The sequence below is a fragment of the Paenibacillus sp. YAF4_2 genome (genome assembly GCF_052113225.1).
Lineage (GTDB): Bacteria > Bacillota > Bacilli > Paenibacillales > Paenibacillaceae > Pristimantibacillus.
The window spans coordinates 295,053-311,528 of record NZ_JBFRCT010000007.1 but is presented as its reverse complement, the minus strand read 5'-3'; the positions used below and the strand labels follow the sequence as shown (position 1 = coordinate 311,528).

General features: G+C 48.4%; 14 protein-coding genes and 1 pseudogene. 3 read left to right on the top strand and 12 right to left on the bottom strand.

The window, feature by feature from the left end:
• Positions 1-291: a YerC/YecD family TrpR-related protein gene (locus AB4Y93_RS18305; protein ID WP_028612369.1), complete on the bottom strand. Its 291-nt coding sequence runs from the start codon at positions 289-291 to the stop codon at positions 1-3.
• 337 nt (positions 292-628) lie between these two features.
• Here AB4Y93_RS18305 and AB4Y93_RS18300 point away from each other — a divergent pair, with 337 nt between their 5' ends.
• From AB4Y93_RS18300 to AB4Y93_RS18290, 3 genes and pseudogenes are all read left to right on the top strand, one after another.
• Positions 629-1,201, top strand: coding sequence for a hypothetical protein (locus tag AB4Y93_RS18300; protein ID WP_441894293.1), 573 nt, complete (start codon positions 629-631; stop codon positions 1,199-1,201).
• A gap of 594 nt (positions 1,202-1,795) precedes the next feature.
• A pseudogene (locus AB4Y93_RS18295) lies at positions 1,796-2,104 on the top strand (lytic polysaccharide monooxygenase); the annotation flags it as partial.
• Between the two features lie 3 nt (positions 2,105-2,107).
• Positions 2,108-2,863 (top strand): fibronectin type III domain-containing protein, encoded by a 756-nt coding sequence (locus tag AB4Y93_RS18290; protein ID WP_441894373.1) that lies wholly within the window; start codon positions 2,108-2,110, stop codon positions 2,861-2,863.
• Between the two features lie 84 nt (positions 2,864-2,947).
• Here AB4Y93_RS18290 and AB4Y93_RS18285 read toward each other — a convergent pair whose 3' ends face one another.
• The 11 genes from AB4Y93_RS18285 to purQ all read right to left on the bottom strand — a co-directional run bounded on the left by AB4Y93_RS18285 (position 2,948) and on the right by purQ (position 16,475).
• Positions 2,948-3,943 carry an anion permease gene (locus AB4Y93_RS18285; protein ID WP_441894292.1) on the bottom strand — a complete coding sequence of 332 codons (996 nt, stop codon included), beginning with the start codon at positions 3,941-3,943 and terminating at the stop codon, positions 2,948-2,950.
• 29 nt (positions 3,944-3,972) lie between these two features.
• Complete coding sequence (locus tag AB4Y93_RS18280) at positions 3,973-4,584, bottom strand: DUF47 domain-containing protein (RefSeq protein WP_441894291.1); 612 nt, start codon at positions 4,582-4,584, stop codon at positions 3,973-3,975.
• A gap of 241 nt (positions 4,585-4,825) precedes the next feature.
• Entirely contained in the window at positions 4,826-5,890 is a 1,065-nt protein-coding gene (locus AB4Y93_RS18275) for a DUF3048 domain-containing protein (protein WP_441894290.1), read from the bottom strand.
• A gap of 84 nt (positions 5,891-5,974) precedes the next feature.
• Positions 5,975-6,796: an alpha/beta hydrolase gene (locus AB4Y93_RS18270; RefSeq protein ID WP_441894289.1), complete on the bottom strand. Its 822-nt coding sequence runs from the start codon at positions 6,794-6,796 to the stop codon at positions 5,975-5,977.
• Between the two features lie 632 nt (positions 6,797-7,428).
• Entirely contained in the window at positions 7,429-8,697 is a 1,269-nt protein-coding gene (gene purD / locus AB4Y93_RS18265) for a phosphoribosylamine--glycine ligase (protein WP_441894288.1), read from the bottom strand.
• Between the two features lie 114 nt (positions 8,698-8,811).
• On the bottom strand, positions 8,812-10,362 hold the full coding sequence (gene purH / locus AB4Y93_RS18260) for a bifunctional phosphoribosylaminoimidazolecarboxamide formyltransferase/IMP cyclohydrolase (protein ID WP_441894287.1): 1,551 nt from the start codon (positions 10,360-10,362) through the stop codon (positions 8,812-8,814).
• A 48-nt stretch (positions 10,363-10,410) separates the two neighbouring features.
• The gene (purN, locus tag AB4Y93_RS18255; protein ID WP_441894286.1) at positions 10,411-11,022 is read right to left on the bottom strand and encodes a phosphoribosylglycinamide formyltransferase; all 612 of its coding nucleotides are present in this window, start codon (positions 11,020-11,022) and stop codon (positions 10,411-10,413) included.
• Positions 11,022-12,065 (bottom strand): phosphoribosylformylglycinamidine cyclo-ligase, encoded by a 1,044-nt coding sequence (gene purM, locus AB4Y93_RS18250; RefSeq protein ID WP_441894285.1) that lies wholly within the window; start codon positions 12,063-12,065, stop codon positions 11,022-11,024. Before purM ends, purN begins: the two co-directional genes overlap by 1 nt.
• Positions 12,066-12,095: 30 nt before the next feature.
• Entirely contained in the window at positions 12,096-13,574 is a 1,479-nt protein-coding gene (purF, locus tag AB4Y93_RS18245; protein WP_167278812.1) for an amidophosphoribosyltransferase, read from the bottom strand.
• Positions 13,559-15,802: a phosphoribosylformylglycinamidine synthase subunit PurL gene (purL, locus tag AB4Y93_RS18240; protein ID WP_441894284.1), complete on the bottom strand. Its 2,244-nt coding sequence runs from the start codon at positions 15,800-15,802 to the stop codon at positions 13,559-13,561. Before purL ends, purF begins: the two co-directional genes overlap by 16 nt.
• On the bottom strand, positions 15,780-16,475 hold the full coding sequence (gene purQ, locus AB4Y93_RS18235; protein ID WP_441894283.1) for a phosphoribosylformylglycinamidine synthase subunit PurQ: 696 nt from the start codon (positions 16,473-16,475) through the stop codon (positions 15,780-15,782). The genes purL and purQ overlap by 23 nt, the downstream gene beginning before the upstream one ends.
• Position 16,476: the final 1 nt, after the last annotated feature.

The following is a 16,476-nucleotide window of genomic DNA, read 5'->3' as shown; positions in this document are numbered from 1 at the left end:
CTATCTGCCTAAACGCTCTAAAGCCATTTTATACCCATCGTTACCATAATTCAAACAACGCTTAACCCGGGAAATAGTCGCCGTACTAGCGCCCGTTTCCGCCTCAATCTGATTGTAGGTACTGCCCTTGCCCAGCATACGTGCTACCTCAAGACGCTGCGATAACGACTGAATCTCATTCACCGTGCACAAATCATCAAAAAAGACATAACATTCCTCAACCGACTTTAAAGTCAGGATCGCTTCGAACAATTGGTCAATTGCTTTATCATTCAGCTTTTTGAGCTGCATTATCATCCACTCCTCAGGCGTGATTACACGCGCATTTACAGCATTTCTATAACTGTTTATTATTCACATTGTATCGGTTTTAGGGGGGTTATTCAAGCATTACCGTATTCACGCTTTACAGGATGGAAGAGATCAGATTAGGTTATAATCCACATTATTTATATAAAATCGGGTCATTCGTCCAATCCGCATGTTTGCCTATGCCATAGACTAATATCAGGAATACTTCCCTATACGACATACGGGACCAGACCTCGCGTGCAGGCTAAGCAGTCCCGAATGGAAGCGGACGGAGCAGGGAAGCGTTATACACTTTGAAAAAAAGGTTGTGATCCGCGTGAATTACCGGAGCTACCCTGATGGCGGCAGCAATCCGAACCATCACCAGTATCCGCCGCACTCGCCGCATAGCGGCCATCACCGACGCGGCTATGCCAGAAATCAAGCAGGCAGCCAAGGCATGAACAGCTTCCAGAATCCTCTTGGATTCGGCAATGGCAGCGCCCCAATTCCACCTGCGCCTCCTGTCTTTTCTGTAGAAGAGATTCCTATACAACAAGAGGAAAGCTTACCTGTCGTTGTGCCAGCAACAGCGGCTGAAATGGTGGAAACGACAACTCCGGCAAAAGCTGGCGGCTTCTCTATGCCAAGCATGACGGAGATCAAGGGCTTTGTCGACCGCCTCGGTGGTCTGGATGGCATTCTGAGTACTGTCGGTAAAGTGCAGAAAGTGGTATCCAGTGTGTCTCAGATGGCCCCGCTCGTTAAAGTGCTGATGGGTTCCTTCAAAAAGGACTCCAGCAGCGACACTTCAGACGATGAAGTGGAAGTAGTACCTAAGAAACGCAAGCGCCGCAAAAAACCAACCGGATCCGCTGGACGCCGCCGCAAGCGGAAACGTCAGCCTTGAGGTTAAACTAGGGGGAGCTCATACACTACTCCCCCATGGACATTGCACCTCCAACGCATACTGTCGGAGTCTCTCCCTCCAGACCCCGTTCTCACTCTCGCTTCATTACTAGTTGCAGAGTAATTGAAGCTATTACGTATCGTTCGGAGTGAAGCACACCCCGATTGCAGCCTTATTGGCTGCAGTCGGGGTGTTTTCTTTTTCCAGCATACCAGGATAGAAAGGAGTGAGTTATAAATGACAGCGGTTAGTTCCTCTTAGCAGCATTTTATTGATTATTGATTCCTTCGAGCGGCACAGAATCCCTCAATATGAAGTAGAGTAGGCACCGCTGTATCTGATTTTGTCGAACACTGTTGAAGCAGTCCAAGCTAAGCACATTACTTTTGACCTAGACACTATGTCGAAATAACTTTCGAGCTGCTTCTGCAAAACCTGTTGATTGGATTTTGCACATACGCATCTAGATTTTGATCTTATCATTCATCTTTATGGAAATTTACTCCAAAAGACTCATGAGTAAATCCTTCGTTTCACCTACAATGATTATAACATTATAATCTTTAATCGAACGTCTCCAGTGCATTTCCAAAGCTTGATGAGCAGTCCGCTACCCGTTGGTCGAAAGTGAACATTTCCTCTGGCACCAATACTTTCACGTGGAAGCTGACGGCTAACCATTCCACTGCAAGCTGGAAATATTACATTACAAAGCCTACCTGGAACCCTAATGCCGCACTTACCCGCGATTCCTTTGACTTGACGCCTTTCTGCTCCGTTGCCTACAACGGCGCACAGCCACCCTTCAGCTACTCCAATACCTGTAATGTTCCTGAGCGAAACGGCTATCACGTAATCCTCGCCGTATGGGAAGTTGCTGATACAGCAAATGCCTTCTATAACGTAATCGACGTCAATTTCACCGGAACGAATCCTGTAGATACGACTGCTCCTTCGGCTCCATCCTCCCTTGCTGCAACCGCTACTGCATCCACCAGCGTATCCTTGTCTTGGAACGCCTCGACAGATAACGTTGGCGTGATTGGCTATAAAATCTATAATGGCAGTACCTTAGTCGCGAATACAGCGAGTACGGGAACAAGTTATACCGTTACTGGCCTTACGGCTAGCACCGCTTATACCTTTACCGTCAAGGCAGTAGATGCAGCCGGAAATGAATCCAGCGAGAGTAACAGCCTTAATGTCACAACAACAGCACCACCGGCCGTAGATACAACGGCACCAACCGCTCCAGCAGGACTTCATATTATGGGTACACCAACCTCTTCCAGCATGATGCTAATGTGGAGCTCTTCTACAGATAATGTAGCGGTGACCGGCTATAAAATTTACAATGGATCGACGCTCGTAACGACGACCGCTGGCACTGCAACGTCCTACACGGTTACGAGTCTTGCTGCAAGCACAACTTACAACTTCTCGGTTTACGCCATTGATGCTGCTGGCAACCAATCCACAGCAAGCACCATCAGCGGCACAACTGCGGCATCCACTAGCGCTCCTGCTTGGGCAGCTAATACCTCGTATGCGGTTGGAGCACTTGTCACCTACAACGGATCTACCTACAAATGCCTGCAAGCCCATACTTCACTTACCGGTTGGGAACCATCTAACGTACCTGCACTTTGGCAGCTGCAATAAATAGAAGAATAAATATAAAAGTGCCGGGAGTGTCCAAATGGACTTCCCGGCACTTTTATATTCTTACTTATAGCTCGTCCAAACTTAGAAGAACACCTTATCAATAATCCAAAAGATGGCTGCCGCTAAGAGCGCCGTAATTGGAATTGTGATTACCCAAGCGATAACAATCTTGCCAGCGAGCGACCAACGGACACTAGAGAAGCGCTTCGCGCTGCCAACACCGAGAATCGAAGACGTAATAACATGCGTCGTGCTGACAGGAAGCTCCAACATCGTTGCAGTCAAGATAACACCAGCCGAGCCTACGTCTGCAGCGAAGCCGTTGATTGGCTCTATCTTGAAGATTTTTGTACCCATTGTCTTAATAATCTTCCATCCGCCAATCGATGTACCAAGTGCCATGGACAAAGCGGCCGACATCTTAACCCACAATGGAACATCCAGATGATCCTGAATACCTCCAGCTACCAGTGCGAATGTAATAATACCCATCGCCTTCTGAGCATCATTCGTACCATGGGAGAACGATTGAAATGCCGCGGTTAGAATCTGACCGAACCGGAAGCTTTTGTTCACCTGATGGGGACTGGACCTCGCAAATATTCGCTTCAGAATCCACATGATGATAAAACCGATTGTAAACGCAATAAGCGGCGAGAAAATAAGCGCTTTAATGATATCGACAAAACCATGTGCGTTGATCGCATCAAATCCTGCCCCGGATGCTACAGCACCGGCAAGCGAACCGATCAAAGCATGCGACGAGGAAGAAGGGATGCCGAACCACCAGGTAAGCAGGTTCCAGATAATGGCCGATATAAGTGCGGCTATAACGATCTCTACCCCGTTAGGTAAATCAGCCGGGTTAGCGACACCGCTGCCGATCTTCTTGGCAACCCCTGTAAAGGTAACGGCCCCAACAAAGTTCATACAAGCAGCCATAATAATGGCTACCCGAGGCTTAAGTGCTCTCGTAGATACCGTTGTGGCGATGGCGTTAGCCGTATCATGGAACCCGTTTATAAAGTCAAAACCGAGCGCGAATATGACAACCATCCATATTGTGATTGAATCCATTTGAATTGACTCCTACTCTCCGTGTAAGCTTAGCTGTTGCGCATAATGATCGATTCCAGCGTATTCGCTACATCTTCGCAGTAGTCGGTCGTTTGCTCCAACATTTCGTAGATTTCTTTCCGTTTCATGAGCTCAATCGGATCCTTCACATTCGTGAACAGGCTCTTAATGCTTACGCGAAGCAGATCATCGGCTTGGTTCTCCAGTTCGTTAAGCGCAATGTTTGGCTCTCGAATGGCAAGCAGCTTCTTGTCTGTCAGCAAGTAGATTGCTTTCTTGATTTGGTTCGCCGAACGAAGCAAAATATCGCCGAACAGCGTTATGTACTCGTCTTTTTCTTGAATATTGTACATCTCAAAGCGGGATGCGCAAGCTTCAATACCGTCAAGCACATCATCCAGAGACGAAGTTAATGCCATAATATCTTCTCGCTCAATTGGGGTAATGAACGTTTTGTTCAGTTCTTTCAGAATGGTGTGAACATATTGGTCACATTTGCTTTCGTACTCTTTCATTGTTTTTGCAAACAGAGTAACATCCGACAGGTCCGAAACACCACTTGAGAAATATTCAATTGCATCAACCAGTGTATCTGCCATTTCTTCAAAAGTCTTAAAGAAAATATCCTTTTTCTTAAACATCTTAATCCCCTTTACCTGACTGGATGGTTAGGCTTCATTCGAAATGAGCCCACAATATCTTAACACAGTTTACTTTAGAATTGTTAAGGGAATGTAAAGGATTTATGAAAAGTTTGCGTTTTTGCAAAAAAAATATAAAAAGGTGCGCTCCGCATAGGAGCGCACCGCCATTATATCCTTTATGGCTGTTTACGCGGTCACCCTCTACACCTAATTAGAGTGTGTCCGACAAGTTTATTTTTTACCCATAAATCACATGCTCTGCAAAAGTCGGTGTATTCGGAACGACGTGGAAGAACGTTTTCCCCGGAATAAAAGCGAGCTCTGCTCCGTCTTTCATAAGACGAACCATGTTGTCGTTGCTTCGTATCCATTCACATTCGACGACTTTGCCTTTCTGGAACAATAAAGCAGAGCCTCCCGCATGCAGATCAACGGACAGACGACCATAATCATCCAGTGTCTTATGGTTCGCGCCAAGCACAACCACATTGACAGCAGTCAACTGCTCGCCGTTATTAAGATCGGTATGTGGTTCGTCGTTAATGGAACGTTTGTAAACCCCACTGGCTTCGTCATACGCATAGGAGACTTTATAATCCTTCAGTAAAAATTTGATCTCAATAGATGCTGCCGCTTCTCCCGAAGCTGTCGAGCCCTCTTCTGCAAATGGATAGGTGGGAACCGTTACATCGCTCTTGTAGCCTTTCTTCTCCGCCCCGGCTCGCAGCTTCGCAAGCTCAGAGTACAAATTATGTGGAGCCTTACGATCCTTGCTGCGCCAGAAATAAGGACCTGCATTCGAAATCTCATCGAGATAAGGCTTGTTCTGATGCTGCAAAATATCATAGCCGTCATTACTTGCCCCTGAGTGGGCTAGAATAGCGCCATAACTTTCTCCAATATCAATCAAGTAAGGACGAATACTGCGGATCGGACCAATCGCGTCATTCACCGCATCTGTGCTTTGAAATATCGCAACAAGCCGTGTGATCCCGCCTTCGGCTAATACTTCCCATACAACGTCGGCATTTGTGAGCCCCGATTGCGGACGCGCCGGCTTCAAATTATTGATCATGACCGCAACTGGTCGTGCCGCTGCTTCCGTTTCACGTTTCAGTCCTGTCAGAGGAGCTGTAAAGCCAAGTTCCGGTGTTGGTTCTAGCATTGGCGTAGCCTCCGGCTCGGTTGATACTGTAGGTGTTGGTGCAGCCTCCTCTGTTTTGCTGCCCGCACTGCTGCCGCATGCTGCTAATACTAGGATTAGTAAACCAAAAATGAATACGCAGCGTAATCGTCTGCCCATGAGTTCCCCGCCTTTTAGTAGAGAATGATAGAGTCGAAAAAGTCGAATACTACCATTTAATCATAAAACGCGGGGATTGTCTTCCTAAATGCTCCAGTTATGCCAATCCTGTTGCTGTTTATCGAGCCCCTCCAGCCACTCGGAAGTGACACGGATCGATTCCTCCTGGTGATGCCTTGAGGAGTAAGTATGATTAGCCTGGAAAATAATCTCTTTATCGCATAGCCCGTCGCTGCGCGTCCAGAACACTTTCTGGTACAAGAAGCTGTAGTCCACTGGAATAAGATCGTCGCTTGTACCGTGAACAAGCAGTACCTCTCCCCCAAAACGCGTTGCCGATTGGAATGGCTGGTGCTGCAGCAGCGATTCGAAGAATACTGGCTGAAGGGTAAAGCCTGCATAATCGGTACTGCCCTTTTGCACAGCCTCGTCGTAGCCAGAACGGCCCACGATACGAACAATATCATTAAACGGATAAGCTACTGGCGACCATAAGACGAGACGTTTTACTCGTTTGTCACGGACAGCTGTCATAATGGCTATCGCACCGCCCAGACTATGTCCCAGCAGAACAATCCTTCTTGGATCGACACAGTCCATCTCCGCTACATAATCAATAACCGTACGAGTCTGGTCGATCATGCTGTCAAAGCCCAGCGCACCATAATCGCCATTGCTCTCTCCGCAGCCGCCATAATCAAACCGAAGCACGTAGGAACCCTGCGCAGCAAGCGCACGTGCTGTCTTGACGAACAAGCGATCAACGCCTACCCGGCTACCGATAAATCCATGGCATATAATAATGGCCTGCTTCTTTTGTGAATTGTCCTTCGCATGATCCGTTGGATAATGAAGCGTAGCTGTCAACTCAAGCCCTTCATGACGCAGCAATAATTGTTTTTCCATAAAAGATGTCCTCCTGCGGTTACTTTCTCATTTATATATAATTCCTACCCGAATACTATGATTTAATTGAGTTCATAGTATCATCTGTATAAGGATGGTGTCAATAGTCTTATTCTGTCCGTCAGCCGGTCCAATAATTTTGCATCTGTTATGAATAACACGGCCTCTCATAGATCACTCTACAATTAGCGCATTAATGCCCATCCAAGGAGATGATCCCCTTGCCGATCTGGATATCCTGGCTCAAAGATCATTGGCTAACGGTTTTATTGCTTGTCGGCATCTTCGTTGCCGTGTTAGTTATTATCTTTGAACGCAGTCTGCTGTTCTACAAGGAATAGCCCGCAAGACAAAGAGTCCACACTACATTGGATTTTGTACAGTAATAATAAGTCCTCAAATGCTACAGCCTAGGTTGTGCTGGATTTCATCCAGTCATTTTATAAATTTGAGCTGGAATTGACCAAAAGAGCAGATTTTACTGTATGGAATCCATTGTAGAATGAGCACTACCTGTTTACAGTATTCAGACTGTATATAATCCAGTGTTGCAAGAAGAAAAACAAAGAAAGCGGTCATACAGGTGAATACCTGCTGACCGCTTTCTTTGTTTTACATGGCTATAAGTAGGCTTAGCCCTTCAACGCTTTTGCTGCAATATCCGTACGGCTATGCATGCCGTCGAAATGAATGACGCTTACCGCTTCATAAGCGCGGGCACGTGCTTCCGCGATATCGCGGCCACGGCCAACAACGCCAAGAACACGGCCGCCGCTAGTCACGATTTTACCATCCTGCTCGGCAGTTCCAGCATGGAAGACAAGCGCGCCTTGTGCTTCTGCTGCCTCAAGGCCTGTAATCTCAAGGCCTTTTGGATACGATGCCGGGTAGCCTTCTGATGCAACGATGACACATACCGCTGCTTCTTCGCTCCACTCAAGCTCCAATTGATCCAGACGTCCGTTCAAAGACGCAAGAACAACGTCAACCAGCTCGGTTTTGAGGCGCGGCAATACAACTTGTGTTTCAGGGTCGCCCATACGAGCGTTAAATTCAATTGTTTTTGGGCCATCTTTCGTAATCATCAGACCAGCGAACAATACGCCGCGGAATGGACGTCCTTCGCTTACCATCGCTTTAGCCGTAGGAATAATAATATTCTGGATCGACTCGTCGATAATCGATTGCTCGATATGCGGCAGTGGAGTGTATGTACCCATACCGCCTGTATTTGGGCCTTTGTCGTTATCAAATACCGGTTTGTGGTCTTGCGCCGGTACCATTGCTTTAACCGTCTCACCATCCACAAAAGCGAGGATCGACATTTCTTGGCCCTCGAGGAATTCTTCGATGACAATTTGGTTGCCAGCATCACCGAATACTTTATCAACCATGGCTTCTCTGAGCGCTTGCTCTGCTTCTTCCAACGAGTAAGCAACCGTTACGCCTTTGCCTGCTGCAAGACCATCCGCTTTAATAACGATTGGCACGGATTGTTCACGCAAATAAGTAAGAGCTGTTTCATATTCAGTGAAAGTCTCGTATTTAGCAGTTGGGATATTGTATTTGCGAAGCAGGTCCTTCATGAAGATCTTGCTGCCTTCAATCTCCGCTGCCGCTTTGTTCGGGCCATAGACCGGAATGTTATGCGCTTCGAACGCATCTACGATACCTGCTGCAAGTGGATCGTCCGGACCGATGAAGACAAGATCAATAGATGCATCCTTTGCAAACTTCACAAGCTCATCAAATTGATCAACGGCGATTGGCACGCAATCTGCAATTTGCGCAATACCTGCATTACCTGGTGCACAAAATACTTCTTTAACCTTCTCGCTTTTCTTCAGCGCCCAGACAACAGCATGCTCGCGACCGCCGCCGCCGACAACTAAAATTCTCATCGCTCTTATTTACCCCCTGATGATAGATACTTATCTTAATTAATAGCTAATAGCGAAGCTGGTCTTGCCGCGCCATAATGACCCGGAAGAAGCTTCGCTATTCAACTTGCTCTCTTAGTGTTTAAAGTGACGAACGCCTGTCATCACCATTGCGATATTATGCTTATTTGCTGCTTCGATCGACTCTGCGTCTTTGATCGAGCCGCCTGTTTGGATAATAGCCGTAATACCAGCTTTTGCTGCAAGCTCAACGGTATCACCCATTGGGAAGAATGCATCGGATGCAAGTACCGATCCAACCGCTTGCTCACCAGCTTGCTCGATCGCAATACGAGCGGAACCAACGCGGTTCATTTGGCCTGCACCCACGCCGATCGTCATGTTGTTTTTCGCCAGCAAAATCGCGTTCGATTTCACATGCTTTACAACTTTCCAGCCGAAGAGTAATTGTTTCAACTCTTCTTCTGTTGGTTTGCGGTCCGTTACGAACTGCAGATCAGCCTCCGTCAAGCTGCGAACGTCGCTCTCTTGTACGAGCAGACCGCCGTCAACTGTCGTAGACAGCCAATCCGATTTGCGCTCAGCAGCCGATGCCGAGAGCTCTCCAAGCTTAAGAAGACGGATATTTTTCTTCTTCGTCAGCACTTCCAGCGCTTCTGGTGTGAAGTCTGGCGCGATGATGATTTCGAGGAAGATTTGGCTCAGCAGCTCAGCTGTGTCAGCGCCGATCGTACGGTTCGCCGCAACGATTCCACCGAAGATAGAAGTAGGGTCTGCTGAGTATGCTTTTTGATAAGCTTCGTGGATGTCAGCACCGATACCCACGCCGCATGGATTCATATGTTTGACTGCTACACAAGCTGGCTCGTCAAATTCCTTGACGATAGCAAGTGCTGCGTTAGCATCATTAATGTTATTGTAGGACAATTCTTTGCCATGCAGCTGTTCAGCAGTCGTAATGTTGCCAACAGGTGCAAGCGGCTTGCTGTAGAACGCCGCCTTCTGATGCGGGTTCTCGCCATAGCGCAGATCTTGAACTTTCTCGTAAGTGACCGTGTAGGATTCAGGAAGCTCTTCGCCAACTTGCTTTGTCAGATAATCAGCAATAAGGGCATCGTAAGCCGCTGTATGACGGAATACTTTCGCTGTCAGACGTTTGCGAGTCTCAAGTGTAGTATCGCCGCCTGCTTTGATCTCTTCGATTACAGCAGCATAGTCATTAGCATCTACTACAACCGTTACGAAAGCATGGTTTTTCGCAGCAGAACGAAGCATTGTAGGACCGCCGATATCGATGTTCTCGATAGCATCCTCATATTCTACGTTAGGGTTTGCGATCGTTTGCTTGAACGGATACAGGTTAACAACTACAAGGTCGATGTAATCCAGGCCAAGCTCCTGCATAACCTTTTGATGCTCTTCGTTGTCACGGATAGCCAGAAGTCCGCTGTGAACCGCAGGATGAAGCGTTTTAACACGGCCGTCCAAAATTTCAGGGAAGCCAGTTACATCGGAAATACCGATAACCGGAATGCCTTCCTTCTCCAGCAGGTTGAACGTACCGCCTGTCGAGATGATTTGTACGCCTTGAGCCGCCAGCTCACGAGAAAATTCAACAATGCCAGTCTTGTCCGAAACACTAATTAACGCTCTACGAATTGCCACGCGAAATTGCCTCCTCGAAAATAGGTACTTATATATTCAAAGCAAAAGCTAAGCTTTAACTGTAACGTTACGTCCGTCCAGGACAACGCGGCCCTGCGCGATCCATTGCACGACCTGCGGGAAGAGCTGCTGCTCAGCAGCATGAATGCGTTCGCCAAGTGTCGACTCTGTATCTCCGCTTAGTACTTCAACGGCGCTTTGTGCAATAATCGGCCCGCTGTCCATACCGCCATCCACATAATGAACAGTAACACCTGTAACCTTCACGCCATGCTCGAGCGCTTGTCCAATGCCATTCACACCAGGGAAGGATGGCAGAAGAGCAGGATGAATATTAATCATACGGCCATAAAACGGCTCTACGAGTACAGAAGTAATAATCCGCATATAACCGGCCAATACAACCAGTTCAATGCCGCGGCGCTGCAGCTCCGCTAGTATTTCCGTTTCGTAAGCCTCACGGGATGAATATTCCTTTGGCACAAAGATAAAAGTATCCACACCCGCCTTGCGAGCCCGCTCTATTACTGGAGCAGATGGCTTATCACAAACAAGAAGCTCGATGGTTGCATCGAGCCCTCCTTGTCGCACCGCATCGGCCAGGGCTTGGAAGTTCGTTCCTTGCCCTGATGCGAAGACGGCTAAACGCAATGCTCCCATTACACGTCCGCTCCTGTAAACGTAACGACGCGATTGCCCTCCGTTACCGTTCCGATTCGGTATGCTGCTTCGCCAAGCTCAGCTGCTGCTTTAAGAGCCTCTTCTGCTTGATCAGCGGGAACAACTACGATTAACCCGATGCCCATATTAAATGTCGTGAACATGTCACGGTTTGTAATTGCGCCTTTGTCCTGCATCAGCTGGAAGATAGGCAGGATCGGCCAAGAGCCGTATTCTACATTTACATTTACGCCTTCAGGCAGAACCCGTGGAATATTCTCAATGAAGCCGCCGCCTGTGATATGCGCCATACCTTTTACATTCACTTGCTCAATCAGCTTCAAAGCCGATTTTACATAAATGCGAGTTGGCTCGATCAGAACGTCGCCAAGTACAGCGTCATTCAGCTCAGGCAGACGTTGGTCAAGCGCGTAGCCGCATTCTTCAAGAAGAAGACGACGTACAAGCGAGTAGCCGTTACTGTGGATACCGCTTGAAGCGAAACCAAGAACAACATCGCCAGGAGCGATTGTAGTGCCATCGATGATTTTCTTTTTATCAACAACGCCAACTGTAAAGCCAGCGATATCATATTCGTCGCCTTGGTACATACCAGGCATTTCAGCTGTTTCGCCGCCAATCAGTGCGCAGCCTGCTTGAACACAGCCGTCAGAAATACCTTTTACAACCGCTTCGATTTTTTCCGGAACGACTTTACCGCATGCCAGATAATCGAGGAAGAAGAGAGGCTCAGCGCCTTGTACGATAATATCGTTTACGCACATTGCAACCGCGTCAACGCCAATCGTATCATGCTTATCCATCATGAACGCCAGCTTCAGCTTCGTGCCAACGCCGTCCGTACCAGATACGAGAACAGGCTCCTCGTATTTGTCTTTGTTAAGACCAAACAAACCGCCAAACCCGCCGAGATCAGTCAGCACTTCTGGACGGAACGTTTTCTTAACATGCTTCTTCATCCGTTCGACTGCTTCATTGCCGGCAGCAATATCGACTCCGGCCTTTTTGTACGCTTCTGACACACCAGTCAACCCCTTTTATCAACTTATCTATTAACAGCTGCAGCTCTTATCCGATTCCTCGTCTACCGGTGTTGGATAATCATTATCGAAGCAAGCCAGACACATGCCGCGGTTATACGCGCCGTCATTGCCGCCTACCGAATCGATAAAACCTTCATGGCTAAGGAAGTATAAAGAGTCCGCATTAATCATTTCACACATTTCCTGCACCGTTCTCGAAGAAGCAACCAGCTCCTTGCGATCCGGCGTATCAATACCGTAGTAACAAGGGTTCTTGAATGGCGGTGATGTAATCCGCACATGCACTTCAGTCGCACCAGCCTCGCGAAGCATGTTTACGATCCGGCGGGATGTCGTACCGCGGACGATCGAATCATCGATCATCACAACACGTCTGCCTTCCACGACTTTACGCACAGCAGACAGCTTCATCTTCACACCTTGTTCCCGCAGCTCTTGGGAGGGCTGAATAAACGTACGGCCTGTGTATTTATTCTTAATAAGTCCAAGCTCGTAAGGAATGCCTGTTTGCTCGGCATAACCAATAGACGCCGAAATACTCGAATCCGGTACGCCAATTACGATGTCTGCATCCACGAACGATTCCATCGCAAGCTGTTTACCCATCCGCTTACGTGCGGAATGGATGTTGATTGTATTAATATCGCTGTCCGGGCGGGCAAAATAGATATATTCCATCGCACATGTTGCCCGGCGCTCTACTTCTGCATAGCGGTCTTCGCGCATACCGTCAGCATCAAGGTAAAGCAGTTCGCCTGGTTGAACGTCACGTACATATTCTGCGCCAATCGATTCGAACGCACACGATTCGGAAGAGAATACATATCCATCACCGATCTTGCCCATTACGAGTGGACGCAGACCATTCGGGTCAGACGCTACAAGCAGCTTATCATTCGTCATAATAAGGAACGCGAAGCCGCCAATAATACGCTGAAGCGCATCTTTTGCTGCTTCTTCGAAGCTCTTAGACGAACGAGCGATCAAGTGAGCGATAACTTCCGTATCGCTGGAGGTTTGGAAGATCGAGCCTTGACTCTCCAGCTCCTTGCGAATCTCCGGTGCATTAACGATATTACCATTCGTCGCAACCGCCAGATCGCCATCCCGATAACGGAAAATAAGCGGCTGTGCATTCGCCAGCTTGCTCTCGCCAGCCGTCGAATAACGAACGTGGCCAATGGAGCGATCACCAGCGAGCGATTGAATCCGCTCTTTATCAAATACTTCCTTCACGAGCCCCATACCACGGTGGTAGGCGAAGCGGTTTCCCGCCTCCGTATCCACTGTACAGATCCCTGCACTTTCCTCGCCGCGATGCTGGAGAGCATGAAGGCCGTAATAGCTGAGGGAGGACGCATTCGGGACATTAAATACCCCGAACACGCCGCATTCCTCACGCAATTTGTCAAACATATCGTCACGGCCAATGCCTTCGTTATAATGATTTCCCGTCCACAGCTTATGCTGTTTTATTTCATCAGACATGGAATCGCATCCTTCCAGACCTTCTCCAGTTGTTGTACCGGTGCATTTACGCCGGATTTGCCATTTACGTTGATGGTCAGGCTGCTGCCTTTTACAGTACCGATTGCCGCATTTACTACGCCTTGTTCAGTCAGGTGCGCTTGCAATGCTGCTGCTTTCTCAGGTGTAGCCGAGAGCAGGATACGCGATTGCGATTCGGAGAACAGAAGGTGGTCAGGACGAAGATCCGTTGCCACGTTCACTTCTGCACCAATTTTGCCGCTGATTGCGGATTCCGCAAGAGCTACAGCAAGGCCGCCTTCAGACAAGTCATGTGCGGAAGCAACAAGACCGCCTTGGATTGCTGTCAGAACAGCGCCAAGCATGTTTTTCTCCGTTACCAGATCAATAGCTGGTGGACGGCCTTCAGCCGCACCGTTCAGAACGTAGAGCAGCTCGCTGCCGCCAAACTCTGCTTTGGTGTCGCCAACAAGGATAATGACGTCGCCTTCTTTTTTGAAGCCTTGTGTCGTGATGTGGTCCACATCATGTACGAGACCAACCATACCGATTACCGGAGTTGGATAGATCGCGCCTTTTGCGTTCTCGTTGTACAAGCTCACGTTACCGCCGATTACCGGTGTATCAAGCACGCGACAAGCTTCGGACATACCGTCTGCAGATTTCTCGATCTGCCAGAATACTTCCGGCTTCTCAGGGCTGCCGAAGTTCAGGTTATCCGTAATCGCAAGTGGTTCTGCACCGGAACATACAATGTTACGTGCAGCTTCTGCTACTGCAATACGTCCGCCGACTTCAGGATCCAGGTATACATAACGACCGTTACAGTCTGTTGTCATTGCAAGGCCTTTACGAGTGCCGTGAATGGTAACTACCGCTGCGTCGGAGCCTGGTTGAACCGCTGTTGATGTACGAACCATATAGTCATATTGGCTGTAAACCCACTCTTTGCTTGCCACAGTTGGCGAAGCGAGTACTTTTTCAAGAGCACCAGTCAGGTCTGTTACTTCAGTGAATGCAGCTGTATCAAGCGTAGCATTGTCACGGTAGTAAGCAGGCTCTTGCGATGGCTTTTCATATACCGGGCACTCGTCAACGAGCGCTTTAACCGGCATGTCAGCCACTTGCTCGCCTTGGTGGAACAGACGAAGACGTCCGTCATCGGTTACTTTACCAACTTTTTTACAAATAACGCCCCAACGGTCGAAGATCTCTTGCGCTTGTGCTTCATGCTGCGGCTCAACAACGAACAACATACGTTCTTGCGACTCCGACAACATCATTTCGTAAGGCGTCATGCCTGTCTCACGTTGTGGAACTTCATCGAGATACAGCTCCAGGCCGTTGCCAGCTTTGGAAGCCATCTCTGCGCTCGAGCAAGTGAGACCCGCTGCGCCCATATCTTGAATGCCAAGTACGATACCGGAATTGATCAGTTCCAGAGTGGACTCCATAACGAGCTTCTCCATGAACGGATCGCCGACTTGTACGGCAGTACGCTTCTCTTCGGATTCTTCTGTCAGCTCAACGGATGCGAATGTCGCACCGTGGATACCATCGCGGCCTGTTGCAGGACCAACGTAGAAGACAGGGTTACCGACACCTTTTGCTACGCCGCGTTGGATTTTATCATGATCGATAAGACCTACGCACATGGCGTTAACAAGCGGGTTGCCTTCGTAGCTCTCATCGAACATCACTTCGCCTGCAACGGTAGGGATACCGATACAGTTACCGTAGCCAGCAATACCGCTGACAACGTTCTCGAACAAGTACTTCACACGATCATTCTCAAGCTTGCCGAAACGAAGCGAGTTCAGCAGGGCAACTGGACGAGCACCCATTGAGAAAATATCACGGATAATGCCGCCAACACCTGTTGCAGCGCCTTGGTAAGGCTCAACGGCAGATGGATGGTTATGCGATTCGATCTTGAATACAACCGCTTGGTTGTCTCCGATATCAACGATACCCGCGCCTTCACCTGGTCCCATCAGGACACGTGGTCCAGTGATCGGGAATTTCTTCAGGATTGGCTTGGAGTTCTTGTAGGCACAATGCTCCGACCACATAACGCTAAATACGCCGATTTCCGTGTAGTTAGGTGTACGGCCGAGAAAACCGCAGATGAGCTCAAACTCATAATCCGATACACCAAATTGTTGATAAATCTTTTGCTCGACGATTTGTTCGGCAGTTGGTTCCTTAGCCGTTAATTGCTGCGCCATGTTGTTCCCTCCATGCATTCAAAATCGATGTAAACATCCGTTTGCCGTCTTCCGAGCCGAGGATTTGATCAACCGCACGCTCAGGGTGAGGCATCATGCCAACGACATTACCCTTTTTGTTGCTGATACCCGCAATGTTCTCAACCGAACCATTCGGGTTCGTGTCGCCTGCGTAGCGGAACACGATTTGGTTATTTGCTTTCAGCTCAGCAAGTGTTGCATCGTCGCAATAGTAGTTGCCTTCGCCGTGAGCAATTGGAATATCGATAATCTCGCCTTGCGAGTATTGGTTCGTAAACGCTGTGCCGTTGTTTACCACTTCAAGCTGTTGCTGCTGACAACGGAATTTAAGGCCCGTATTGCGGATCAGTGCGCCTGGCAGAAGGTTAGCTTCAGTCAGGATCTGGAATCCGTTGCAGATACCAAGGATGAACTTACCTTGTTCTGCTGCTTTCACAACTTCATTCATTACTGGAGCATAACTAGCCATCGCGCCGCAGCGCAGGTAGTCGCCGTAGGAGAAGCCGCCTGGCACGAGAATGGCATCGTATGCGGACAGGTCAGTCGCTGTATGCCATACGTATTCAACCTCTTGGCCGATTGTATCTTCTACCGCTTTGTAGCAGTCGATGTCACAGTTGGAGCCGGGAAATACGATTACTGCAAACTTCATC

Bases quoted from the DNA above. Each gene is read 5' to 3' on its own strand.
- AB4Y93_RS18305 (WP_028612369.1), bottom strand. From the start codon at position 291: ATGCAGCTCAAAAAGCTGAATGATAAAGCAATTGACCAATTGTTCGAA.
- AB4Y93_RS18285 (WP_441894292.1), bottom strand. From the start codon at position 3,943: ATGGATTCAATCACAATATGGATGGTTGTCATATTCGCGCTCGGTTTT.
- AB4Y93_RS18280 (WP_441894291.1), bottom strand. From the start codon at position 4,584: ATGTTTAAGAAAAAGGATATTTTCTTTAAGACTTTTGAAGAAATGGCA.
- AB4Y93_RS18275 (WP_441894290.1), bottom strand. From the start codon at position 5,890: ATGGGCAGACGATTACGCTGCGTATTCATTTTTGGTTTACTAATCCTA.
- AB4Y93_RS18270 (WP_441894289.1), bottom strand. From the start codon at position 6,796: ATGGAAAAACAATTATTGCTGCGTCATGAAGGGCTTGAGTTGACAGCT.
- purD (WP_441894288.1), bottom strand. From the start codon at position 8,697: ATGAGAATTTTAGTTGTCGGCGGCGGCGGTCGCGAGCATGCTGTTGTC.
- purN (WP_441894286.1), bottom strand. From the start codon at position 11,022: ATGGGAGCATTGCGTTTAGCCGTCTTCGCATCAGGGCAAGGAACGAAC.
- purF (WP_167278812.1), bottom strand. From the start codon at position 13,574: ATGTCTGATGAAATAAAACAGCATAAGCTGTGGACGGGAAATCATTAT.
- purL (WP_441894284.1), bottom strand. From the start codon at position 15,802: ATGGCGCAGCAATTAACGGCTAAGGAACCAACTGCCGAACAAATCGTC.
- purQ (WP_441894283.1), bottom strand. From the start codon at position 16,475: ATGAAGTTTGCAGTAATCGTATTTCCCGGCTCCAACTGTGACATCGAC.